We start from the raw sequence: 22,965 nt of genomic DNA, 5'->3' as shown, positions 1-22,965 counted from the left end.
CACGACGGGCTCGCGGAGTACGGCGCGACCGTGGACCCCGCCAACGGCTCACCCGGGCAGCAGCGGCTGGCCGCGGCCTGGGAGAGCGGCATGGACAACGCGCCCCGGTTCGACGCCGCGCTGGGCACCTCGGTCGTGCCGAACCGGGACGGCTCGGGGCAGGTGACCGGATACTCGCTGACCCAGGGGTCCGTGGACCTCAATGCCTGTCTCGCCGTCGACCAGGAGCATCTGGGCCGGATCGCCGCGGAGCCGGGGAAGCGGGCGGCCGCCGAGGGCTGGCGGGCCGGGGCGGCCGCCACCGGCAGGGCCGTACGGGAGAGGATGTACGACCCGGCGACCGGCTGGTTCCACGACACCGTGCTCGGCTCGGACACCCGGCTGACGGCCCGGGGCAGGGGGATCGAGGGTGTGATCCCCCTGTGGAGCGGCGTCGCGACACGGGAACAGGCCGCCGCGGTACGCGAACGGCTCCTGGATCCATCTGAGTTCGCCACCGCAATGCCCCTGCCGGCGGTCTCCAGGAGTTGGCCGTACTTCGCCGCACGGCAGTACTGGCGCGGCCCCGTCTGGCTCGACCAGGCGTACTTCGCGATCGCCGGGATGCGCCGTTACGGATTCGGCCGTGACGCGGAGGCACTGGCCGTGAGGCTGACCGGGCAAGCGGCCGGTCCGGCCGGCAACGGACCGATCATGGAGAATGACGACCCGCTGAGCGGAGCCGCCCTCAGCTCGCCCAATTTCAGCTGGTCCGCGGCGCTGCTGCTGCCGCTGATCGAGGGGCGATAGCGGGGGGCGGGACCGGCGGGGCGTGGAGGCGGCGCGGGTTCGGAACGCCGGCCCCGGCGCTGGGGGAGTGGTTCAAGCGGTACGAGTCCGCCAAGTCCCGCACCTCCGCGGAAGCCACCACCTCGTGCACGTCATCCGCCGGCAGGTGTGTGCCGAGCAGGGCCAGCACATACTCCGACAGCCGTGCTTTGGTCTCGGCCGGGCGCCCCGGCAGCAGCCCGATGTCCACGTGCACGAACGCGACCTGTCCGGCTTCTCGCCGGCCGACGTACGTTTCCGCCGCCGGGCGGAAGAAGGTCTTGCACACACCCGTCGAACCGCTTTCCTCGAGCACCATCGGGTGCAGTTCCCGCACGAACGCCTGCCGGTCGAAGGCGTCATCCAGCTGTGCGGAGTAGTCGACGGTTATGTGGGGCATGAGGGACCTCTCGGTGTGCATTCTTGATGCACCCATCTTCGTCCGTGCCCCTCGTCGCGCTGCACCGAGCCCTGCTGACGCTCGCGCGGCGCGGCGTGCCGGCCGGACACGATGCGTCAGGCTCCGGCGCCGCTAGGCCAGGAGCAGCCTGGTGGCCGTGTCGAGCACGTCGGTGCGGCTGTGCGTGCCGTGGTCGAGGTCGATCGGCAGCAGCGTCTGGGAGAAAGTGAGCGCGCCCGCGCGCCGCACCTTGTCCCTGGCGTCGCCGCCTTCGTTCTCGACGCGCTCGATCACCTCGTCCGTGCTCATCCGCTCCCAGGTGTCGAGCATCTCCTCCAGCAGGGCACCCCGGTCCTTGAAGTGCCGGTAGAAGCCGCCGCGTGTGACGCCCAGAGCTTGGGCTGGACCGCGCTGAGCCTCCAGCTCGGCCCGGCCGGGTCCGAAGGATTCGTGCTCGGCCGGGTGGTGGAGCGCAGCACTCCGGACCTCATGCGCCACCGCCGCCCGCACTCGGTCCGGTTGATGTGATGTGAGTTCCACCCCTGGAGCGCGACGCCCCTCAAGCGCGCCGCCCCTCGAGCGGGAGACTCCCGAACGGCCGCATGAACCGGCGTTCCGGACTTGTCGTGTTGACGCCTCGGTGCGCAATCCGCTCAATCTCCGGGCACAGTCGACAATCACCGCAATCAGCAATGAACTCCTCTTGATTGCCTTTACCATTCCTGGATGCCAACCTCAACTGCTGTTCCTTGAATTGGCTGGTTATGATCGGCATCCATTCCGAAATGGTCGGCTGTGTTTTACGAGGATTGATGACTCCCACAGGATCCGAAGGCCCGGGCGAGCCGGTGCGAAAGAGCCGGCGACGGGCCGTGCGCCTGCGCACCTTGCTCGTCTGGCTGGCGGTGGTGCCCACCGTCGCGATGGGCGTCCAGGTTCTCATCAGCTCCGACCGGTCGGTGCAGGAGTCCCGGCATCTGCGCAAGGACGTGGCGGCCGGCCGGCAGACCGGCGTGCCCCTGTACCAGCTCATGACCAAACTGCAGTCCGAGCGCGCGATCACCGCCGCGTGGTGGTCGGGCACGCCCGTCACCGGGGCCGATCTGCGCGGTCGCCGGGCCGCCACCGACCGGGCCGTGACCGCGTTCCTGAAGTCGGCGGACGCCGATCAGCTCCATTCCGACCGGGCGAAGGACCGCCTCCGCGAAGTCGCGCGGCGATTGGCCGACCTGGGCGTCCAGCGCGAACGCGCCGACGCGCGCCACGGAAGCCCGGACGACGCCGTCGACTACTACACCGACGTGATCAGCTGGACGATCCGTTGCTACGGAGATCTCAACCACGTCGACGACGGTGGGCTCACACAGGAGACGACGTCGCTCGTGGCCCTGTTCTCGGCAGCGGAGGTGGTGGCTCGCGAGGATGCCATCCTCGCGCTGTCGGGCCCCTCCGGGAAGCTGACCTCCGCCAGGTTCGGTGAGTTCCTCGAAGCCGTCGGCGCGAGCAACTACTTGTACGAAACGGTCGCCCTCGATCTGCCCCTCGACGACCAGGACGCCCTCCAGCGGATCCTCACCTCGAACGCCTGGCAGACCAAAGCCCGCATCGAGAAGGCGGTCGCCTCCGAGCACCGGGAGGTGTCTTCCGGCGTCGTACTGCCGCCGGACGTCAGCGACTGGCGGGCGGCCTACGACACTTTTTCCGCCCAGTTGAACACCCTCGACGAGAGCGAGCTGCAGGAGCTGCTCGCCCATGGCGACGACCGGGCGGCGGAACTGGAGGATCAGGTCGTCCTGCTGGTGGCGGCGAGCGGTGCCGCCCTCCTGCTGGTCGTCGCCGTCGTGGTCTTCACCACGCGTTCGGTCCTGCGCCGCCTGCGCTCTCTCCACGACCGCACGGTGACGGTCGCCGAGGACACCCTGCCGGACGTCGTGGACCGCCTCCAGCGCGGAGAGGCCGTCGACACCGGCGCACTGCCGCGGGCGAGGGGCGAACAGGACGAGGTCGGGCGGATCAGCGACGCCTTCGCCCGCGCCGTCGCCGTGTCCGTCGAGGGTCACCGGCAGCTCGCCGACGAGCGGCACGGCTTCAGCGTGTTCGCCTCCGGAATCGCCGCACGGACCGGGAACCTGGTCAGCCGGCAGCTCGCCCTCACCGAGCACATTCAGGACACCTACGGCCAGGACGAGGCCCTCCTCGCCGACCTCATGAGGTCCGATCAGCTCACGGTGGGCATGCGCAGGCAGGTCGAGAACCTGCTCATCCTGGCGGGCGGCGAGGTCCCCGACCCGCACATGGAGCCCATGCGCATCGCCGACCTGCTGCGGGAGGCGGCCGCCGAAGTCGAGGACTTCCGGCGCATCGACCGCCACGCCATGGACGAGACCAGTGTGGAACCGGGCGTGATCAGCCAGCTCAGCCACCTCCTGGCAGAGCTGCTGGACAACGCCACGCGCTTCTCCCCGCCGACGGCGCGGGTCGCCATCCGCTCCGAACTGGTCGGCGACGGCCTCTGCGTCGAGATCGAGGACCGTGGCCCGCGGGTGACCGCCGAGAGGTACGAGGAGATGAACGGCCGGCTGCACTCGGCGCCGCCGTACTCCGTGCTGGCCCGCAACGCGCACCGCCTCGGCCTCTTCGTGGTCGGCCACCTCGCCGACCAGCTCGGAGCGACGGTCACGCTGCGCCGGTCGGCGTTCGGCGGAACGTCCGCGGTAGTGATCGTCCCGGGCGAGCACCTCGTGGCGACCCGGCAGGGCGCCGCGGTGCCCGAGCCGGCGAAGAAGCCCGAGCCGGTGAAGGGGCCCGCTCCGGCGAAGGAGGCCGCTCCGGCGAAGGGGCCCGCGCCCGTACCGCGGTCCACCGAGGAGCGGCGGCCGAAGCTCGTCCCGCAGCAGCAGACCGGCGATCCGGCGGACGACCCCGCTCCCGGCGCGTCGGGACTGCCGCGCCGCCGGCGGAAGGGGCAGGTGCGGCAGGCAGGGAACACGGCGCCGGAGGCACCGCCCCGGTCCGGCTCCGGGGACGCCCCCGACCGGCCGGCTCTCCCCGAGCGCGTCCCGCAGACCCACATGACCCGGCGGCTCCGCGAGCCGCGTGCGGCCGAACCGGTGGGCCAGGACGCCGCCACGCCCGAAGAGGTGGCCGACGCCTGGGCGGACTACGAAGACGGCACCAGGCAAGTGGAACTCGAACTCCGACAGGACCAGCCATGACGACGACACAGAACGATGCGATCTACAGCATCCTGGACAACAACCTGAGCAGGATCGCGGGGATCCAGGGAGCCGTGCTCCTCTCCAACGACGGGATCAAGCTCAGCGCCTACATGCTGGAGCGGGACCGGGCCGAACGGGTGGCCGCGGCCGCCTCCGGCATCGCGTCCACCATGAAGGCCGTCTCGCGGGAGATCGACGGCGGCGGGGTGGTCCGCCAACTCGTCGAGATGGACGACCGCTACCTGTGCATCGTCGGGTGCGGATCGGGCAGCACGCTGATCGTGGTGGCCTCCCGCAAGGCACGGCTCGGGGAACTGGGCGGCGAGACGGTCCGCGCCGCACAGGCGCTCGGCGAGTGGCTGGACACCCCCGAACGCTCCCAGACGCCCACGTCGTAATGGCGGCCGACCCAGAGCCCGGACGGCGCCGCCGGACGCGGCTGTACGCCCTCACCGACGGGCGTACGGCCGCGTCCCGCCACGGCCTGACGATGGACACCGTGATCACGGCGACTGCCGGTGCCGGCGACGGGCACGGCAGCCTGCCCACGGAGTGGCAGGAGATCCTCGCCATGTGCCCCTCGCCGAACGGACGGGCGGTCGCCGAGATCGCCGCCCGGATGCGGATGCGTCTGACTCCCATGGTGGTCCTGCTCGGCGAGCTGCTGGAGCGCGGTCTGGTCCGCCACCGGCCGCCGCTGGACGCCTCCGAGACCTCCAATGTCCACCTGCTCATGAAAATCAGGGACAACCTTGCCCGACTTTGACACCGCCGCCGCACCGGAAGAGTCCCCCGTCAAGATCCTCATCGCCGGGGGCTTCGGCGTCGGCAAGACGACTCTGGTAGAAGCGATCTCCGAGATCGAGCCGCTGCGCACCGAGGAGCGGCTGACGTCCGCGGGCGTCGGGGTCGACGACCTCGACGGCATCGAGGGCAAGACGGCGACCACGGTCGCGATGGACTTCGGCCGCATCACCCTCACCGACGCCGGAGTGGTCCTGTACCTCTTCGGCACACCGGGCCAGGAACGCTTCTGGTTCATGTGGGACGACCTGCTGTCCGGGGCACTCGGGGCGATCGTCCTGGCCGACACCCGGAGGCTGGACCGCAGCTTCCCCGCCATCGACTTCTTCGAGAACCGCGGACTGCCGTTCATCGTCGGCGCGAACTGCTTCGACGGCGAGCAGCCGTACACCACGGAGGAGATCAAGGCGGCCCTGCACCTGACGGACCCGGACACCCCTGTCCACCTGCTCGACGCCCGCTCCCGGGAGGACGTCCGCGGCTGCCTGCTCTCGCTGCTGGACCGGCTCATCACCCAGGCGGGCGTCACCGCGCCCGTCTGACCGCGCTGTGGGTCCCGGCAGCGGCAGCGGTGGTGGACGCGCTCTCCAGTGGTGGCGCAACGCAACCCCTTGGCAGGGCGGCAAGTGCGGCTCGTGCGTACCGCTGTTCCGGGCGGGGCAGGGGAGCGGTATGTCGCATGCGATGGCGGACCGGGCTCGGGCCGCAGCCCGGCAGTTCGGTCTCCGCGTGACGGACGTGACGGCCGCGCCCCGGGGCAAGGGGACGACGTTCTTCGCCGTGACGGTGGACGAGGGACCCGTGGTCGTGAAGTGGTACGCCGGTGACGATCACGGCGTCGCGGAACGGGTCGCGCGCAGCGATGAGTTGCTGCGACGTGGTCACCCGACGGCCCGGACGCTCGTCCATGGGCCGTCGTGCGGCGGGTACGCGCTGGTGCAGGAGCGGCTGCCCGGCGTGCCGGCGGTGAGGGGGCCGGGCCCGGAAACGTTGCGGGAGTTACGGGCCGCGGTGGAGCTGCAGGCCGGAGCGGGGGAGGAGAGCGCAGGGGGCGAGTGCTGGATCGCGGCCGCCGTGCGGGACGACGCCATGGGCTGGTGGGCCGCCGCACGGGCCCGCTCGGCGCGGGCGGCGCGGTTGTGCGATCGTCTCGGGGCGTGGCTGGCGTCGGCGCCGGCACCGGAGCCGCGCGCCGACCTCGTGTTCGGGGACCTCAATTTCACCAATGTCCTGGTGGCCGGTGACAGGCTCTCCGGGATCGTCGACATCGACTTGCTGAACGCCGGGGACCGGTGCCTCGACCTGGCGCGTCTCGCCTTCGAGTACGAGCTCCTGAGGGATGACGAGCTCCTGCGGGGCGGTGACGGGCGGATCGCGGGGCACCGTGACGATCCGGTGGACGTGCTCGCCGAGGACGTCCTGCGGATCTCCGGGAGAGGCGGCTGGAGACAGGCCGTCGCCTTCATCGCCGTGGCCAGGCTGGGCTGGCGTCCGTCCGGCGGCGGGCGGGACCCGCAAGAACCGACTCTCCGGGCGACCGAACGGCTCATGGGCAAGCCCTACGGCTGAGCCGAGGCGCTGCCGGATCCCCACGGCACGGCTCGCCCGTCGTTTGCGATCCGCAAGTCCGCCGAACCGGCCGATCGAGGAGCGAAACGGGACATCCGTCGAACAGACACGGGGTCGTGCGGCCGTGCCACGTCACTCTGGTGCGACAGGTCACGTCCTCTAGGAGGCGCGGATGATCGTCCTCGGTCTCGTCGGCCGCCCTGATGTCCCCGGCTGCCACGACGGCGCCGTCTGTCTCGCGGTCGACGGCAAGGTGGTCGGCGCTCTGGAGCAGGAACGCGTCAGCCGCCGGCGGCACGCCCCGGGAGAAGGCCCGGAGGATGCCGTGCGCGTGCTGCTGGACGCCTTCGGCGTGCATCCACGGGAGATCCAGGCGATCGGCTACGCGTGGGCGGACGCCCCACCCGGCACTCCGGTCACCGAGGCGCCCGGCATCCCCTGCGGGGCGCACGTCACCGACGCCCTGACCGGGACGATCCTGCCGAACCTGGCGTCCAGCCTGGGCACACGTGACATCACCTTCTTCGACCACCACCTGTGCCATGCGGCCGGTGCCTACTTCCTCAACCCGTACGCGACGGCGGACGTCCTGGTCGCCGACGGCTGGGGCGGCGACGGCTCGACCTCGCTGTTCCACGTCGACCACGGCCGCTTCCGGCTGCTGGAGCGCTACGACAAGTGCTGGTCGCTGGGCATGTTCTACGGCGCGGCGGCCGCGTACGCGAAGCTGGGCTGGTGGGGCGCGGGCAAGCTGATGGGGCTGAGCTCCTACGGCCGCACCAGCGACATGCGGTTCATCTCCTTCGACGCCGCGACCGGCGGCTTCTGCCTCGACCCGCGGCTGCGGGGCGATCTGGCGGGCGGATTGAGCTGGGAGAAGCTGGGCAAGCAGTGGCTGGCCGCCTTCGAGGAGAACGTGTTCCCGTACACGGACTCCTCGGCCAACGCGTTCGACTACGCGCCGTTCGCCGCCGACGCCCAGCTGACGGTGGAGGAGGCCGGGCTCGCCCTGGCGGCCCGGGCCCGGCGGCTGTCCGGCGAGGACACCCTGCTGCTGTCGGGCGGCGTCGCGCTCAACGCGCACATGAATCGCAGGATCGCGCTGGAGAGCGGCTACGCCAGGGTTTCCGGCACGGTCGCACCCAACGACGGCGGTACGGTCTTCGGCGCCGCACTGCTCGCGGAGGCCCTGTTCGGCACCATGCCGGCCCCGTTGCCCGCCGAGGCGGGACAGCCCGTCTTCTTCGGGCCACCGGTGCCGACCGGGGCGGTCGAGAAGGCACTGGAGCGCACGGGCTGCACCGCTGTCGCCCTGGAGCAGGACCGGCTGCGGGCCGAGGTCGCGGCCGCGATCGCGCAGGGCGAGGTGGTCGCCTGGTTCGACGGGCCCAACGAGTTCGGGCCCCGGGCGCTGGGCGCCCGCAGCCTGCTCGCCTCGCCCCGGCACCGTACGACGCTGGACCGCCTCAACCGGGTCAAGGGACGCGAGCCCTGGCGTCCCGCCGCGCTCTCGCTGACCGCCGGGGGTTTCCGTGCGCTGGACATGGAGCCCCCGGTCCAGGGGCTGAGCGACTACATGCTCACCATGCACGTGGTGGGCCGCGAGCGGATCGAGCGCGCACCGGCGGGAGTGCACGTGGACCGTACGACCCGGGCACAGCTCGTCCCCGACGCGGACACCGGGTTCGGGGCGCTGCTCGCCGCGGTGGCCGAGGAGACCGGACTGCCCGGGGTCGTCAACACCTCGCTCAACATCAAGGGGGAGCCGATGGTGCTCACGCCCGAGCAGGGGGTGGACCTCATGGTGGCGAGCCCGGACATCGACCTGCTCGCCATGCCGCCCTACCTGGTCAGGCGGTCGTGACGGGCGCGGTCGCGGCAGCCACCCTGCTGGACGGTCTGCGCGCGCACGGCAACGACTACTCCGGGGCCGAGCGGGTCTTCCGCGCACGCACCGGCCTCGCCCTGACGGGCCCCGTCCGCCAGGTACCGGAGGGGATTTCGGAACCGGTCTCGGTGATCGTCGCCACGTACAACGGCGCCCGGTCGCTGGCCGGAACGCTGGCCGGACTGGAGGACCAGCTCTGGCGCGGCTTCGAGGTGGTGGTCGTCGACGACGGCTCCGACCCGCCCGTGCGCCACGTGGTGCTCGACACGGGACTTGCGGTGCCGGTGACGGTCGTCCGCAACCCCGTGGGCCTGGGCGCGGGGGCGGCCCGCAACGTCGGGCTGACCGTGGCCCAGGGCTCCACCGTGGTGTTCCTGGACGACGACATCCGTGTGTCACGGAACGCGCTGGCCCTGCTGGCGCTGCGGCAGCAGCACACCGAGGGCTGCATGTTCACGGGCTTCCGGGACAACACCCGCCCCGAAGTCTTCTTCGCCCCGGACGGTACGCACACACCGCGCATCGAAGGGGACTGGCGGTGGCTGAGCGACCGGGGCGGTGACCGGTATCTGCTGACCACCGCCGACCGGGACGTCCCGCGATGCGACCGGACCTCGTTCGAACTCGTCAAGGAGAGCCGGCACTTCAAGGACTTCGGCCACGGCCGGGTGATCGGCTTCTGGGACCTGCCCGGCATGGTCAGCGGCCACAGCCTCTGCGTCAAGCGTGCCGACGCCGTGGCCGTCGGCGGGTTCCCCGAGGAGTACGCCACCCGCTGGGGAGCGGAGGACCTCGCCTTCGGAGCCCTGATGGCGGCCAGTGGCATCTTCATCGTGCCCGCACTGGACTGGGTGGCCTTCCACTTGCGGCACGAGGGCCGGCGTGTGCCGCGGGCCGTCGAACACGCCCGGCTGGAGCGGGCCCTCGACCGCTACCGGAGCATGCTGCGGCGGCCGTTGGACGAACGGCGGTTCCCCCGGCACCGGCTGCAGCGCGCCGCGGGTGCCGGCCGGCCGGGGGTCGAGTGCTACGAACTGGTGCCGTGAGCGCGGCGGGAGCCGGAGGCGGCCTCAGGGCCGGGCCGCCGCCCGCGCGTCGGCGAGGTCCTGCTCGATCATGGCCTCCGGCCCCTCGGCCGTCCGCCGCGCGTACAGATCGCCGTTGGCCTCCCGCTCCGGCGTGCCGCTGTAAGGGTAGGGATGCTCGAAGTGCAGACAGCTGATGTCCGTACCGGCGTCGGCCCAGGCCATGGTCACCGGAGCCCGCGAGGCGACCTTCACGAACAGGTCGTCGTCCTCGCCGCCCCAACCGTGATAACGCCTGCAGTAACCGCCGACCGCGTCGAACAGCCGGCGCTCCAGCAGCATCGCGCCCCAGTGGAAGGGGGCCCGCCAGTCGCGCCGGTCGGCGGAGTCCGGAGAGGGAGCTGGTGGCGGGTACATGACGGCGACATCGGTGACCATCCCGCAGTGCAGCATGCTGCGCCGGACGATGACCTCACCGGGGAGCGGGCGCAGCACTCCTCCCGGGCGCGCGGTCACCGTGCAGTAGGGCCGGCCGCCGCGGCTCGGCGCGGGGCGCAGGTCGACGACCGCGCTGTGCCCCGCATGCTCCGCAGCCCCGTCCAGCCGGTACATCCACGGCTGCGCCCAGGCGCCCCCGCGGCGCCGGGCGGTGGCAAGCGCCCGGGTCAGATAGTCGCGCCCCAGGGGGGCCACGTCGGCGTCGGAGAGGTACAGCATCCGGCCGCGGGCCACCTCCGCCCCCGCGTTGCGCAGCAGCCCGGGCGCGCGCAGCGCGGGAGCGACGCGCACCAGCCGGGCGCCGCCGGTGTCGCCGAGGGGCAGGTCGCCCGCGGTGGCGATGACCACTTCGCAGGGCACGTCCTGGGCCAGCCACGCCGCGGTCACGGCGGGGATGCTCGTCCGCCCTCGGTGCTCTCCGTAGAGCGGAATGATCACGCTCACGTCAGTCGTATACGCGGTCATTTCCGGAACGATAGATCCACGGATCATTCCGCAGAACACGGCCGCGGGATTTTCGGCCAGCGTGCCCGGGAACCGCCGGATCCCGCGGGAGGAAGCCGTGCCTGTCCCCATGCCGAGAAGGGTCTGCCGAGAAGGGACGGAAATTGCTGATATTCGCCATGAAGCCGGATCACGACGGAACGATCGCCGTCGTGCGGGACCGCAAGCTGCTGTATTCGCTGGAGGCGGAGAAGGACTCCGGAAAGCGTTACGCCGCCATGGGTCCCACCGGGCTGCTGCAGGCCGCCGAGCTGGCCGGGGACCTGCCCGACGTCATCGCACTCGGCGGCTGGAAGCCCGACTGGCAGGTCGCGCACCGCTCCATCGGGGCGGGGTACGCGGGACCGCACGCCGTCGAGCAGCGGACCTCGCGCTTCTTCGGCAAGGAAGTCCGCTGGTTCTCGTCGTCCCACGAGCGCTCGCACATCATGGCGGCACTCGCCTTGGCGCCACCGGACGAAGCGGAATTGCGCAGCGTCCTGGTGTGGGAGGGGGAGACCGGCGCCTTCTACCTCGTCGACCGCGACTGCCGCATCGTGCGCCACATCCCGGTGCTGGACGAGCCCGGTGGCCGCTACGCCTTCCTCTTCGCGCTCGCCGACCCCTCCTTCCCCGCGGAGGCCAAGGCACCCCGGCTGGGGGACGCGGGGAAGCTGATGGCGCTGGCCGCCTACGCCGATCCCGGCGACGCGGACCGGGAGACCACGGAGACTGTCGAACGAATCCTCGCCCTGCCCACCGTCTACCCGCCGCCGAAGCACGCCTTCCGGGATTCCCCGCTGTACGACGCGGGCGTCGAGTCGCCCCGTGCCAAGGCCGCGGCGGCGCTGCTGAGCAGCCACCTGTTCAGGATCTTCGCCGACGCCGCCCGCGCGCACCTGCCCGCCGGCACACCGTTGCTCGTCTCCGGCGGCTGCGGCCTGAACTGCGACTGGAACGCCATGTGGGCCGGGCTCGGCCACTTCTCCTCCGTCTTCGTGCCGCCCGTCGCCAACGACTCCGGCTCGGCGATCGGCACCGCCGCCGACGCCCTCGCCCACTTCACCGGAGACCCGCGCATCGAGTGGGACGTCTACCGGGGCCTGGACTTCGTCCACGACACCGAGCCCGATCCCGCCGTGTGGGGGCGGTCCCCGCTGGACCACGGAGCGCTGGCCCGGGCCATCGGCGAGGGCGCGGTGGTGGCCTGGGTGCAGGGCCGCTGGGAGATCGGGCCGCGCGCCCTCGGCCACCGTTCGTTGCTGGCCGAGCCGTTCCGGGAGAGCACCAGGGACCGGCTCAACGCCATCAAGAAGAGGGAGGGCTACCGGCCCGTCGCGCCCTGCTGCCGCGCCGAGGACACCGACCGTCTCTTCCACGGCGGCTTCGAGGACCCGTACATGCTCTACTTCCGCAAGGTGCGTTCGGCGGACCTGCGCGCGGTCACCCACGTGGACGGCTCCGCCCGCGTACAGACCGTCACCCCGGACACCAACGCCCCTCTGCACACCCTGCTCTCGGCCTTCGCCGCACAGTACGGCGCGGGGGTGCTCTGCAACACCTCACTCAACTTCAACGGCCTCGGCTTCATCAACCGCATGTCCGATCTGACGCGGTACTGCCAGAAGCGGGGTGTGGACATCATGGTGGTGGGCGACCAGTGCTACCGGCGGCTGTGACGGCAGGGGCGGGGGATGGGGAGGCGGAGGGCTTACGGGTCGCCCTCGTGGTCCGCGACTTCCGCCCGGCGCGGGACCAGGTGAGCAGATACGTCCTCAACGCCGGCCGGCAACTGGTGCGTGACGGCCACCGGGTCCACCTGCTCTCGGCCACCGGCGACTTCGGCGAGGCCGAGCGGCACGGCCTACGGCCCGTCCCGCTCGCCACCCGGCCGGAAGAGGAGAAGTACACCTACTTCACCCCCGCGCACGCTCACGCCGACCGGATCTACGAGACCCTGCGCGCGCTCGCCGCGGAATCCGGGCTGGACGCGGTGGAATTCCCCGACCGCGACGGCGAGGGACTGACCACGATCCGGGCCAAGCGGCTGCTCGGCGAGTTCCCGGACACCGCGCTGACCGTACGGGCCCACGCGCCCGCCGCGCTGACGGGCCCGCTCAGCGGGGCGCGGCCGGGGGACACCGACCGGGCGATGGCCGCGTACGCCGAGGAGTACTGCATCCGCCACGCCGACCTGGTGCTGCTCCCCTCCCGCCGGGTCGCCGCATACGCCCGGTCCCTCAACGGCAAGTGCCGCTACAGCCCCTGCCCGCTCGCCCCCTCCGATCTCCTCACGGGGCCGCCGAGCGGCGGGCGGTCCCGGCAGGTGACGTTCGCGGGACCGGTCGGCACCCTGGGCGGAGCCGATGTCTTCCTGACCGCGGCCGCCCGGCTCGCCGTATCCGACCCGGACGTCACCTTCACGCTGTTCGGCCGCAAGGCCGGCCGCCCCGGCGCGGGACTGCTCGGTGACCGGCGCCTCGACCGGCTTGTGAGCGGCCCGTTGCGCGGCCGCGTCACGTTCCTCGACCCCGCTGACGTTCCTGACCGGGCGGGCCTCTGGCGGAACACGCGGCTGTGCGTGGTCCCGGCACGCTGGGACAACCGACCCTACGAGGCGCTGGAGGCGATGAGCCACGGCTGCCCGGTCGTGTGCGCCTCCGGCGGAGGCACGGCGGAGCTGGTCACGGACGGGGTGTCCGGCTTCGTCACCCCGGTGGGCGATCCGGACGCGCTGGCCCGGCTGCTGACGCGGCTCACCGGTGCCGACGCGCACCTCCTGGACGAGACGGCCCGGCTCGGGTCCGCAGCCGCGCGGGCCCGCAGCGACCCCGTCACGGCTGCGCGGCTCCTCGCCGACGCCTACCGCGAAGCGCGCCCAGGCCTCCGGGAGGGGCGCACCGACGACACTCCTGTCGTCTCGGTGGTGATCTCCGTCTACAACAAGGGCCGCTGGTTGGCCGGGACCCTCGCCTCCGTCCGGGCGCAGACGCATCCCCGGACCGAGATCGTCGTGGTCAACGACGGTTCCACCGATCCCGCGACGCGTGCCGCCTTCGACGCCCTGACCGGTGTGGTCAAGGTCGACAAGCCCAACGGAGGGCCCGGGTCGGCGTACAACGCGGGCATCGCCGCGGCGAGCGGCGAGTTCGTCCTGCCCCTCGACGGGGACGACCTGCTGGAGCCCGACTGCGTCGCCACCGCCTTGGAGGCCCTCCGACGAGCCCCGGAGCTGGGTCACGTCACCTGCTACGTGAAGCACTTCGGGCTGGTGAACGCTATGGACGCGCCGCTGGGGACGGTGCCCGCCCTGATGCCCTTCCTCAACACCGGGGGCAAACGCACCCGCCTCCTGCGGCGCTCGGCCCTGGACGCCGTCGGCGGCTACGACGAGCGCCTGCCCACCCTCGACGACGTCGAGCTGCTGATCCGGCTGGAGCGCGCCGGCCGGAACGGGGACATCGTCCCCCGGGCCCTCTTCTCCTACCGGCGGCACCCCGCCTCGCTCACCTTCGCTTCCCCCGGCGAGCAGTTCGTGGACGAGCACCAGTACATCCTCGCCAAGCACGCCGACCTGCTGGCCGCCCAGGGACCGGCCGCCTGCCACCACCTGCTGCACCTGTGGAAGAACAGCATCGAGTTCAGCCCCTCGGCGCGCTGGCGCCGTGCCCGGAAGGAAGGACCCCCATGCCCGGAGTGACCGTGGCCATACCGCTGTACGGGGACCACGGGGGCCGGGCCGGCCTCGCCGCCGTCACGGGAGCCTGGCTGGCGCAGGACGTGCCCTGTGAAGTGGTCGTGGCGACCGCCGGTGACCTCGGTGTGGACATCCCGGGGGCCCGGGTCGTCCGCGCCGACCCGGCCATCCGGTCGGCGGGCACGCTGCGCAACATCGCCGCCGCCGAAGCCCGGTCGCCCGTGCTGTGCCTGACGGACTCCGACGTCCTCCCACTGGGCCGGGACTATCTGCGGCGGGCCCTGCGGCTGGCGGATGGCGGCGCTGCGTTCTCCCAGCCCTGGATGTACCGGCTGCCCGGCGGCGCCGCGGCGCTGGCACGTACGGGCTTGGAGGAGCGCCTGGTGGAGCCCGCCGGCATCCGGGTGACGGCCCCGGCCGGGCGGACCTGCTACGTCACGGTGGCACCCGGCCCCGCCCTCGTCCCCTACGGGGGTGAGCGGATGGAGCAGGAGCTGATGGGGACGGGCTGTGTGCGGGTGCCCACCCCGATGGTCTGGCCGCCGCCGTCCGCGTACGACCCCGGCCTGCCGTCGTGGATGCAGCGACAGGCGCCCTTCCACTGGGGCCAGCTCATCGTGCCGGCCGAGCGGTTCATGGAGGTCGGTGGGTACTGCCCGGCCTACACGGGCTGGGGTTGCGAGGACGACGACCTCCTGGCGAAGGTCGCCTCGCGCGTCCCGCTGATCCGCGCCTGGACGGTAGAGCCCTCTCTCACCTGCCTGCACCTGGAACATCCGCGCCACTACGTCGCCGGGCCGGAGTGGGATGCCAACAAGGCCCGCCTGCGGGAACGCATGGCGGCGGGACCGGCGGCGATGATCGAGGAGGACCTGCGTTCCGGGGCCCGGTTCCGCATCGCGTAGACCTATCGTGTCGGCGGGCGGACGCCTGCACCGCACGTCCCGTTGCTGGGCGCCAGGCTGCCGAGGCCCTGGCGCGGCCATGCGAACGGCGTCGCCGGAGTGCCGGGGCGAGACAGCATCCCGGGGTCTCGCCGCGTCGGGAACCGGTCGTTCGACGGCCGTTCGGAGTGTGCTCACTCCATCGGCGGGTTTGGTGCGCGGCGGCGGATGACCTGGTGCCGACCGGGGGAGGAAACCTTGCCAAGGCGCCGAGTGAGGGGCCGGGAACGGGCCCTTGCACGAGGGGGATCCCATGATGAAGAGACTGAACCGGCTCCGGCTCGTGGCGGTCACGGCCGCGCTCGGGTGCGCGGTGGCGGCCGGCGCGATGAGTCCGCCGGCGCAGCGAGCCACCGAACGGGAATCATCCCCGCGCGCAACGGTCGCCGAACCGGTCAACGCCTGCAAGCAGGGCTCCCACAAGCTCACGATCGTGGTCACGACCGACGAGGCGAACGTCGCCGACGGCGATCGGCTCTGGGACAGCCACGCTGCCTACATGAAGAGCAGCCATCAGGCCCTCCTCGTCACGTACGGCCTGGCCAAGGGCCCGGAGCGGTCCGACCCGCTCGACCCTGCCTCGGCACCGACCGGCCGGACCACTTACGCGCTCGACGAGTGCTACCGGACCAGTGCGGACATCGCCGAGCACTGGCAGAAGGCCGCCGCCGAGTGGCCGGACTTCAACGCGATCGTCGCCTGGATGCGCAGGCCCCGCACGCAGGTGGTGACCCTCCACGACGGGGCGGTCCGCAACTCCCTCTGGCAGGCCGGCGACGTCCACTGACCTCCTGGGCCCCGGCCGTGCATGGCAACGGCCGGGGCCTGCGCACGGTCAGGCCAGGGGGGATCTCCGAGGAGTACGGCGGAGCCGGTCGGCAGCCGCACGACGCCCGCCTCTGTCTCAAGGGAGACGGCGCCCATGGTGCGGGCCGGCCGGTGCACCGACTGGTCGTTGGAGAGTTCGCTGGGCCGGGGGAGTCCTACGGCTGGGTCACCTCGATGGCGCGGAGGTTGCGCAGTGTGCCCTCACCGGCGTCGTGCTGGGACGGGTAGAGCAGTTGCAGGGCCACGTCCAGACCCGCGCCGGGCTCGATGGTGTGAGTGTCGTCGGGCGTGGCGATGACGACGGAACCGTCGGTGCCGTCCTTGATCACCTCGAACCAGTGGGGCTCTTGCGGGTTGATGCGGGTGCGCTCCGGTACCTCGAAGTGGATCTCCCACCTGACCACCCGGTGCTCATTGGCGGCCAGTTTGAGTACGTAGCTGATGATCCATCCCGCCCCGGGCCATGGCTCCGGCCATCCGGGCAGGTTGATCACCGGGGTGACCGTGACCGGAGGCAGTTCCACGTCGGTGGTGACCGAGTCTGAGTGCTGTGCGGCCGTATTGGCGCGCGTCGGCGACTTGACCAGGCTGGTGCAGGTGAGCCGTCCCTCGAACTCCTGGTCGACGGTGCCGGTCAGGTTGACCATCGCCTTGCTGCCCCGGGGAAGCTCGATCGGCAGCCGCAGCCCTTCCAGAACCGAACCGTTGCCGCAGACGGCTCCGTTCTCGCCTTGGCAGGTCAGCTCCGGGGCGGTCAGCTCCGCCGGTACGGCGGCCTCCACCACGGCGTCGGGCGCGTCGTTGGGGCCGAGGTTCTGCACGCCGATGGTGTAGGAGACCCGGTCGCCCGCCTTCGCCGTCTGGGGGCCGCTCATCTCCAGCGGCATGTTCACCGGCAGGGCCACGGTGAGGTTCCTGATCCGGTGGGACGCGGTGGCGCCGCCCGTTCCCGCCGCGAAGCCCAGTTTGAACGTCTCGGGCATCTGCGTCTGCCCGTCGGCTCCGGCGAGGTCGAAGTCGTCGATCACCAAGGTGCCGTTCGGGTCGGCCCTGTCGGAGTGCCGTACGGTCAGCCGGCCGTCGATGATGGAGATCTGGACGTGGGCGCCGTTGTCCCACGACCCGCGGAATCCGCCGTCCACCGCGACGCCGGTGAGCCAGCGGAACCCCTCCCGCAGGTTGCCGGAGCCGCGTACGCCGACCGTGTCGGGCTTCTTGAAGAGGCCTCCGCCCGTACCGGCGTACTGCGTGGCGAAGTTCCCGAAGTTGTCGAAGCCGATGCCCACGTACCCGGCCGTGACGCCCGGTGAGACGATGACGTCCGCCGCGTCCTTCGTGAAGGAGTAGCCGAGCGCTCCGCCGATGCCTCCGGGCTGGGTGGTCCGCGCGCCGTCGATCACGTAGACGCTGAAGCCGTCGCCGGGCTGGGCGCTGCCGCCCTCACAGGCGTAGTCGAAGTCGATGGTGACGCCGAGCGTGGAGGAGAACGGCTGGTCGAGGAAGGCCGTCCCCGCCTGTGAGGTCTCGTCGGGGGTGAGTTCTAAGCTGCCGCCGTTCAGCCGTGCACTGCCCAGGAGCCGCCAGTGCGGGTTGGCCGGGGCGCTCTGCGTGAACGATTCCACGATCGGGAACTGCGCTTGCTGCGAGGCGTCGGGTACACGCGTCGTCATAGGTGAATCCTCCTTGGCCGGACGTGCCATGGGTGGTGGTTGCACCATGCCGATTCGTTGCGCGTTCGAACTCCGTCAGGTCCCAGTGGTCCGCCGCTTGACGTGCCGGCGGACCGGATCACGGCCGACCCGTGGCCGGCCCATGGCCATCGCCACCAGGCTCCGGCCGAGGGCAACAACCACAGTGGCGTGGGCCAACGCACCACAGCAGGGCGCAGACCAGGAGCGACCGGAGCATCGCTACCCCCTTGTGCGCCCCATGAGAGGACCCGTGCGCCGCGACGCGGCGCTGCGCGCGGGGGACGCGCGGTCCGTCCCGGCCCTCGTTGACGAGTCGTCAATCGAGCGGTGAACGCTCCCGCCTACGGTCCGGGGTCCGGGCACCACCCCCCGCACTCGTAGATGGATGGAGCATCCGTTGCGCAGACACGTTGTCACGCTGGCGCTCGCCACGGCCGGTCTGGCCGCCGCTCTCCCGACGGCCCAGGTGTACGCCGCCACCCCGGTCGCAGGTCCCGCCGCATCCGCATCCGCATCCGCATCCGCAACTGCAACTGCAACTGCAACCGCATCTGAATCCGTGTCCGCGCCGCGCACGGCCGACGGCGGCCTCCTCGCCCGGGCCACGAGCACCGACGCCCAGCAGCGTGCCTTCTGGGCCGAGCACGACAGGAACGGCACCTTGCGTCAGTTCACGGGGAAGCTGCCGGACTGGAAGCCGAAGGCCGAACCGCTGCGGGCGAAGGAGCCGGGTACCGGGCGGACCGTGGAGGCGCCCGCAGTCGCGCCGCAGCAGAAGGGGAAGAGCCGGTTCGCGGTCGGCTCCCCGGGCGAGACCTGGCTCCGTGCCACCACCGGCCGTCTCCGGATGGCCTGGACCGACCCGGACGACGGGAAACGGCACGGCTCCCTGTGCACGGGCAATGTGATCAACAGCGCCAGCAAGGACGTCATCGCCACGGCGCGCCATTGCATCCCCCACGACAAGCAGGGCCGGATCATCTCCACCGCGCAGTTCGAGTTCGCCCCGGGCTATTCCATGGGCGCCGACGGCACCGAGCACACCCCGTACGGCACGTGGACCTTCCGCTCCGTCGGTGTCGTCAGCGACAGCGCCAACCAGCAGTCCAGCGACAGCGCGTTCCTGGCGCTCAACACTCAGAACGGCACCCACGTCCAGGACAAGGTCGGTGCCTCCGGCTACCGCTTCGGGATCACCTCCCTGCCGAACCAGGTGGTGATCGCGGGGATACCCGCGAAGTCCAACCAGTTCCACACCTGCGTGAGGCAGCCCTACTGGGGTCCGGATAACCCACCGCAGATCCTGGGCCGTGGCGGACCCTGCACCGGTGACACCGACCTCTCCGGAGGCGCCAGCGGTGGCCCCCTCCTCGACGGCGACACGTTCGACAGCGGCCCCGTCCAGATCGGCGACTTCTCCGGCAGCGTCCCCTGGGACGACGCGGCCGCCGCGGTCTGGCGCGACGCGGCCTTCGACGTCTTCCGCTCCGTGCAGGGCACGGACGGCGGCCGGCCGGCCCACGACAAGGTCACGACCTTGACCAACGCGAACAACAACCTGGCCGACCTCTACGAGTACCGCACGGACAGCGGCTCGGCCGTCCACGCCTACCACGCCACCGGGGGACAGAACCAGCAGTGGCACCTGTGGGACAAGGGCGGCGGCTACTTCCTCGTCGAGAGTCGCTACACCGAGCAGCAGGGCTTCACCGGGCCCGAATCCCGCGTCCTCGACTACAACTTCTCCCAGGGCACCGCCATGTCGCACCGTGTGAACAACGGCACCGGGTCCGACAACCAGCTCTGGCGGTTCCGCGCCACCACCGGCCGCCCCGGCTGGTACACGATCCGCAGCAAGCGGGGCGACCAGTGCCTGGGCGCGCCCGGGGGCGAGGGCCCGCTGACGGTCTCCTCCTGCGGCACCGCGGACGGCCTCGACTCCCAGCAGTGGAAGCTCCAGTAGCGGAGTGCGACGCCCGTAGTCACATGTGCGGGTCCGCTATCGGCCGGACCCGCCCCCTCCGCATCCGCGAATGCCCTTCATCCGCCAAGGCGTTCTCTCCTCTCTCCCTCCCTCCACCTCCGAAAGGCCCGTACATGCGCATGCGCAACCTCTCGACCACGGCCGCCGTACTGGCTGCCGCCGCCGGTCTCACCGGCGGACTCACCGCCACGGCGGCTCACGCCGCCGAACCCCTGCCGGAATCCGGCGGCACCTACCGGATATCCAGCTACGCGGGCGGAGCCCTGCAGTGGGACGGCCCTCGCAACGGCGCGGGCGTGCGCGTCAGGGACTGGAACGAGAACCTGACCGAACAGACCTGGACCGTCACCGACGACGGCACCGGGAACTGGAGCGTCAGAATTCCCGGCACCAACTACGCCGTCGACCGCGACCTGGGCAACAACTCCACTGCCGCCTGGAACGACATCGGCAGACCCAACCAGCGGTGGTGGCTGCAGAACCTCCCCGAAGGCCGCGCCTGGCTGCTGCACAGCAGCGACCGCACCGGCGGTGACACCTGCCTGACCCGCCTCCCCGACCTGGGCACCGCGGCCCGCCCCTGCGACGCCGGCGACAAGGCACAGCAGTGGAACCTCGACAAGGTCACCGCCCAACCACCCACGCCCGCCGTCCCCGTCACGCTGCAGATGGTGAACTCCGGCGGCTACGACCCGAACGCCCTGCGCTCGTGGTTCGACAGGAGCAGAGGTCTCCTCCAGGACCAGTACGGGAAGATCAAGCAGTTCATGACCGGCGGCGCGTACGAGGTGAAGCCCGGCATCAACGTCGTCTTCGACGCCGGGCACCCGAGCTTCAGCAACCCCGGCGTCGCGGCCGTGTTCGATCCCAACCCCAAACCCCAGTACAACAACGAGAAGTCGATCGTCCTCCGCCCCGGCTACGTGATGAACAACCCGGGCGACACCGGGTCGCTCATCCACGAACTCACCCACCAGGTGCAGGACGCGGCCAACGGAGGCTGGCTGAACGAGGGCCAGGCCGACTACTACCGCAAGTACGTCTACGACGTGAAGGAGAAGCCGGGTCTCGACCGCATCCGCGGCACCGACTACAACCGCGGTTACGACTCCACCGCCTACCTGCTCAACTACATCGCCCACAAGCACCCGGCGGGCGAGAACGTCATCCAGAGGATCAACAACGAGGTGCGCCGGCAGGGCTTCGGCGCCGACGGCGACCGCGTGCTGACCGCCATCACGGGCAAGGGCGGCCGGCAGTGGTGGACCGAGATGTGGAACGACATCCAGGCCAACCCGACCAGATGGACCAACCCGGCCTTCCGCGACTAAGCGGTCTTGGCGAAGTTCGCTGCGGCCCCCGTCAGGTCCTCACCCGGCGGGGACCGTCTCGTCAGCCGCGAGTGAGTTGCCCTCGGCGATGCTGCCGCAGGAGGACGGGGCCTCCTTGCCGGCGAACCGGTCGCGCAGCCAGGCGAGCGCGGTGGGCACCGTGGCCATGGGTGCGGTCAAGTGGCTGAGGGCGTCGTACTGCTTGTACCAGACCGCGGCGTCACCCTCGGCGCAGTACTTCCGCGCCAGCGCCCGTGTGTCCCCGGCGACCGTGATGCCGTCGCCCGAGCCGATGCCCGCGATGTTGCTCGTGGTTCCCTCGAGGGAGCCGGCGTTGCCCTGGCCGATGTAGCCGGGGACGGTCGGGGTCGGTGCCAGGCCGAGGCTGGTCTTGTTGACCGCCTCGACGAGCTCGGGTACGGAGTTCGGGTTCGCGTACTCCGGCTTCGCCATCTTCTTCCACGTCAGACCGGGGTAGTGGCCCAGCGCGTCGGCGATCGAAGCGTGCTGGTGCTCGTCGACCAGCTGCTTGCCGTAGCCGTTCAGGTACTTCTTGAGGTCGAAGTCGTACGAACGCGCTTGCCCGATGAGCAACTCCGGGATGAGGCCGGACCACACCTGACTGCCTTCGATGTACCTGAGGATGTGTGAGGGCTTCACGAGCACCCCGCCCTCGGCGTATCCCACCAGGCGCTTGTTGACGTCAGGGGCGTATTCGGGCGCGAGGGAGGCGGCCCAGTTGGTCGCGACGGCGCCGCCGGAGTAGCCCATGAGGCCGACGCGCGCGTCGGGGCTGATGCCGGTCCTCGACGCCGCGCTGGAAGCGGCACGCAGGGAGTCCAGCGTGTTGTACCCGTACTCGCGGGAGGCCGTGAGATGGGCGGCCTGCCCCTCGGTGTCAGGGAGGACGACGTCGTAGCCGGACAGCAGGAGCGGCGCCACGAGCGTGGACTCGCCGTTCGCGATCAAGCCGCCGGGCAGCTTGACGTTGCCCGCGACCGCCCGGGACGGACCGTCTTCGGGGTCGAGCGAGTCGTAGAACGACTGGTACGACACGACCTTGCGGCCGTCGCCGCCAGGGCTGCGCAGCACGGAGGTCACGCCTGCGGACGGGTGGCCCTGCTCGTCGGTGGTGCGGTAGAGCAGCTGCGTCGCCTGGATGGGTGTCGCGATACCCAGGACGTGGTACGGCAGCGTCCGGACCTTGAGCACGTCCCCGGGCTTGTACGAGGACAGCGGCTTGCTGCCGTTGTAGGTGTAGAACGCGTCGCTCCCGGCAGTCGTCGACGAGGACTGCTCCTGAACGCCGGACGCGACAGTGGGCACGGCGGCGACGGCGAGGGCGACGACGCCCGCGATCGCGGCGTGCCGCACTCTGAATTTGCGCATGACTCTCCCAAACGGTGTGAGCGGATCAGAGAGATGACCGCTACGGCTACGGCCCGAAGGGGGGAGTGGCCAAGGGTCGGTTCCGGCGCAACCTAACAAAGGCGCACGGCAGTTGACCAGGGGTGCGCCAGAGTCTTCACGGGACGAACGGCGGCTGAGTCAGTGACCCCGCTCCGTCAATTCCCTTGGGGTGCGACTCTTCTCCGGTGAGGTCGTAGTTCAGGCGGTGAGTTTGTAGTTGGCCTGGTCGGCGACGGGATGGAGGCGTCGGTGTTCGGCCTGGGCGTGGAAGTTCCGGTACGCCGGGAAGTCGTCGTTACTGATGACGGCGCGGAGGATGAGGAGGGCCTCGGCGCCCGGGACGCTCCATCTGCTGCCGGTATGTCGAGTCTGTCGGTGAGGTGGCGGG

At 71.2% G+C, this 22,965-nt stretch carries 19 protein-coding genes; 14 read left to right on the top strand and 5 right to left on the bottom strand.

Translation table 11 applies throughout. The annotated features are described in order from the left end of the window. The first annotated feature begins 30 nt into the window (after positions 1-30). The gene (locus tag ACOTKD_RS12205; RefSeq protein ID WP_424888918.1) at positions 31-789 is read left to right on the top strand and encodes an MGH1-like glycoside hydrolase domain-containing protein; all 759 of its coding nucleotides are present in this window, start codon (positions 31-33) and stop codon (positions 787-789) included. On the opposite strand, the gene ACOTKD_RS12200 is transcribed toward ACOTKD_RS12205, so the two are convergent. Both ACOTKD_RS12200 and ACOTKD_RS12195 read right to left on the bottom strand, forming a co-directional pair. Continuing rightward, positions 743-1,207 carry a 5-carboxymethyl-2-hydroxymuconate Delta-isomerase gene (locus tag ACOTKD_RS12200; RefSeq protein WP_424888917.1) on the bottom strand — a complete coding sequence of 155 codons (465 nt, stop codon included), beginning with the start codon at positions 1,205-1,207 and terminating at the stop codon, positions 743-745. The two genes, ACOTKD_RS12205 and ACOTKD_RS12200, sit on opposite strands and share 47 nt — an antisense overlap. A 132-nt stretch (positions 1,208-1,339) precedes the next feature. Continuing rightward, positions 1,340-1,705: a TetR/AcrR family transcriptional regulator gene (locus ACOTKD_RS12195; RefSeq protein WP_424888916.1), complete on the bottom strand. Its 366-nt coding sequence runs from the start codon at positions 1,703-1,705 to the stop codon at positions 1,340-1,342. 374 nt (positions 1,706-2,079) lie between these two features. On the opposite strand from ACOTKD_RS12195, the gene ACOTKD_RS12190 reads away from it, so the two are divergent. The 7 genes from ACOTKD_RS12190 to ACOTKD_RS12160 all read left to right on the top strand — a co-directional run bounded on the left by ACOTKD_RS12190 (position 2,080) and on the right by ACOTKD_RS12160 (position 9,732). Next, positions 2,080-4,422 (top strand): nitrate- and nitrite sensing domain-containing protein, encoded by a 2,343-nt coding sequence (locus tag ACOTKD_RS12190; protein ID WP_424888915.1) that lies wholly within the window; start codon positions 2,080-2,082, stop codon positions 4,420-4,422. Then, positions 4,419-4,823: a roadblock/LC7 domain-containing protein gene (locus ACOTKD_RS12185; protein ID WP_424888914.1), complete on the top strand. Its 405-nt coding sequence runs from the start codon at positions 4,419-4,421 to the stop codon at positions 4,821-4,823. The genes ACOTKD_RS12190 and ACOTKD_RS12185 overlap by 4 nt, the downstream gene beginning before the upstream one ends. Then, complete coding sequence (locus tag ACOTKD_RS12180) at positions 4,823-5,191, top strand: DUF742 domain-containing protein (protein ID WP_424888913.1); 369 nt, start codon at positions 4,823-4,825, stop codon at positions 5,189-5,191. Before ACOTKD_RS12185 ends, ACOTKD_RS12180 begins: the two co-directional genes overlap by 1 nt. Continuing rightward, positions 5,178-5,771, top strand: a complete 594-nt coding sequence (locus ACOTKD_RS12175) for a GTP-binding protein (RefSeq protein WP_424888912.1) — start codon at positions 5,178-5,180, stop codon at positions 5,769-5,771. The genes ACOTKD_RS12180 and ACOTKD_RS12175 overlap by 14 nt, the downstream gene beginning before the upstream one ends. A gap of 187 nt (positions 5,772-5,958) precedes the next feature. Then, complete coding sequence (locus tag ACOTKD_RS12170; protein WP_424888911.1) at positions 5,959-6,798, top strand: phosphotransferase family protein; 840 nt, start codon at positions 5,959-5,961, stop codon at positions 6,796-6,798. A gap of 172 nt (positions 6,799-6,970) precedes the next feature. After that, positions 6,971-8,662 carry a carbamoyltransferase C-terminal domain-containing protein gene (locus ACOTKD_RS12165; RefSeq protein WP_424888910.1) on the top strand — a complete coding sequence of 564 codons (1,692 nt, stop codon included), beginning with the start codon at positions 6,971-6,973 and terminating at the stop codon, positions 8,660-8,662. Then, the gene (locus ACOTKD_RS12160) at positions 8,659-9,732 is read left to right on the top strand and encodes a glycosyltransferase family 2 protein (RefSeq protein ID WP_424888909.1); all 1,074 of its coding nucleotides are present in this window, start codon (positions 8,659-8,661) and stop codon (positions 9,730-9,732) included. The genes ACOTKD_RS12165 and ACOTKD_RS12160 overlap by 4 nt, the downstream gene beginning before the upstream one ends. Positions 9,733-9,756: 24 nt before the next feature. Here ACOTKD_RS12160 and ACOTKD_RS12155 read toward each other — a convergent pair whose 3' ends face one another. Continuing rightward, on the bottom strand, positions 9,757-10,674 hold the full coding sequence (locus ACOTKD_RS12155; protein WP_424888908.1) for a galactosyltransferase-related protein: 918 nt from the start codon (positions 10,672-10,674) through the stop codon (positions 9,757-9,759). A gap of 158 nt (positions 10,675-10,832) precedes the next feature. Between ACOTKD_RS12155 and ACOTKD_RS12150 the strand changes: the two genes are divergently transcribed. The 4 genes from ACOTKD_RS12150 to ACOTKD_RS12135 all read left to right on the top strand — a co-directional run bounded on the left by ACOTKD_RS12150 (position 10,833) and on the right by ACOTKD_RS12135 (position 16,120). Then, positions 10,833-12,371 (top strand): carbamoyltransferase C-terminal domain-containing protein, encoded by a 1,539-nt coding sequence (locus ACOTKD_RS12150; RefSeq protein ID WP_424888907.1) that lies wholly within the window; start codon positions 10,833-10,835, stop codon positions 12,369-12,371. Positions 12,372-12,418: 47 nt separating this feature from the next. Next, on the top strand, positions 12,419-14,392 hold the full coding sequence (locus ACOTKD_RS12145) for a glycosyltransferase (protein WP_424888906.1): 1,974 nt from the start codon (positions 12,419-12,421) through the stop codon (positions 14,390-14,392). Then, positions 14,380-15,294: a galactosyltransferase-related protein gene (locus ACOTKD_RS12140; protein ID WP_424888905.1), complete on the top strand. Its 915-nt coding sequence runs from the start codon at positions 14,380-14,382 to the stop codon at positions 15,292-15,294. The genes ACOTKD_RS12145 and ACOTKD_RS12140 overlap by 13 nt, the downstream gene beginning before the upstream one ends. Positions 15,295-15,586: 292 nt before the next feature. Beyond that, on the top strand, positions 15,587-16,120 hold the full coding sequence (locus ACOTKD_RS12135; RefSeq protein WP_424888904.1) for a hypothetical protein: 534 nt from the start codon (positions 15,587-15,589) through the stop codon (positions 16,118-16,120). Between the two features lie 196 nt (positions 16,121-16,316). Here the strand turns inward: ACOTKD_RS12135 and ACOTKD_RS12130 are convergent, their stop codons facing one another. Continuing rightward, a complete protein-coding gene (locus ACOTKD_RS12130; protein ID WP_424888903.1) occupies positions 16,317-17,831 on the bottom strand; it encodes a lectin-like domain-containing protein in 1,515 nt (504 codons plus the stop codon). Positions 17,832-18,411: 580 nt separating this feature from the next. Here ACOTKD_RS12130 and ACOTKD_RS12125 point away from each other — a divergent pair. Both ACOTKD_RS12125 and ACOTKD_RS12120 read left to right on the top strand, forming a co-directional pair. Next, positions 18,412-19,815: an RICIN domain-containing protein gene (locus tag ACOTKD_RS12125; RefSeq protein ID WP_424888902.1), complete on the top strand. Its 1,404-nt coding sequence runs from the start codon at positions 18,412-18,414 to the stop codon at positions 19,813-19,815. 134 nt (positions 19,816-19,949) lie between these two features. Further along, positions 19,950-21,167, top strand: coding sequence for a basic secretory protein-like protein (locus ACOTKD_RS12120; RefSeq protein WP_424888901.1), 1,218 nt, complete (start codon positions 19,950-19,952; stop codon positions 21,165-21,167). A gap of 39 nt (positions 21,168-21,206) precedes the next feature. On the opposite strand, the gene ACOTKD_RS12115 is transcribed toward ACOTKD_RS12120, so the two are convergent. Then, positions 21,207-22,556, bottom strand: a complete 1,350-nt coding sequence (locus ACOTKD_RS12115; RefSeq protein ID WP_424888900.1) for a lipase family protein — start codon at positions 22,554-22,556, stop codon at positions 21,207-21,209. Positions 22,557-22,965 lie beyond the last annotated feature (409 nt).

The sequence above is a fragment of the Streptomyces sp. XH2 genome (genome assembly GCF_049725035.1).
GTDB classification, from domain to species: Bacteria; Actinomycetota; Actinomycetes; order Streptomycetales; family Streptomycetaceae; genus Streptomyces; species Streptomyces roseoverticillatus.
Note: the sequence above shows the minus strand (reverse complement) of the source record. Positions and strands in the feature narration are given on the sequence as shown.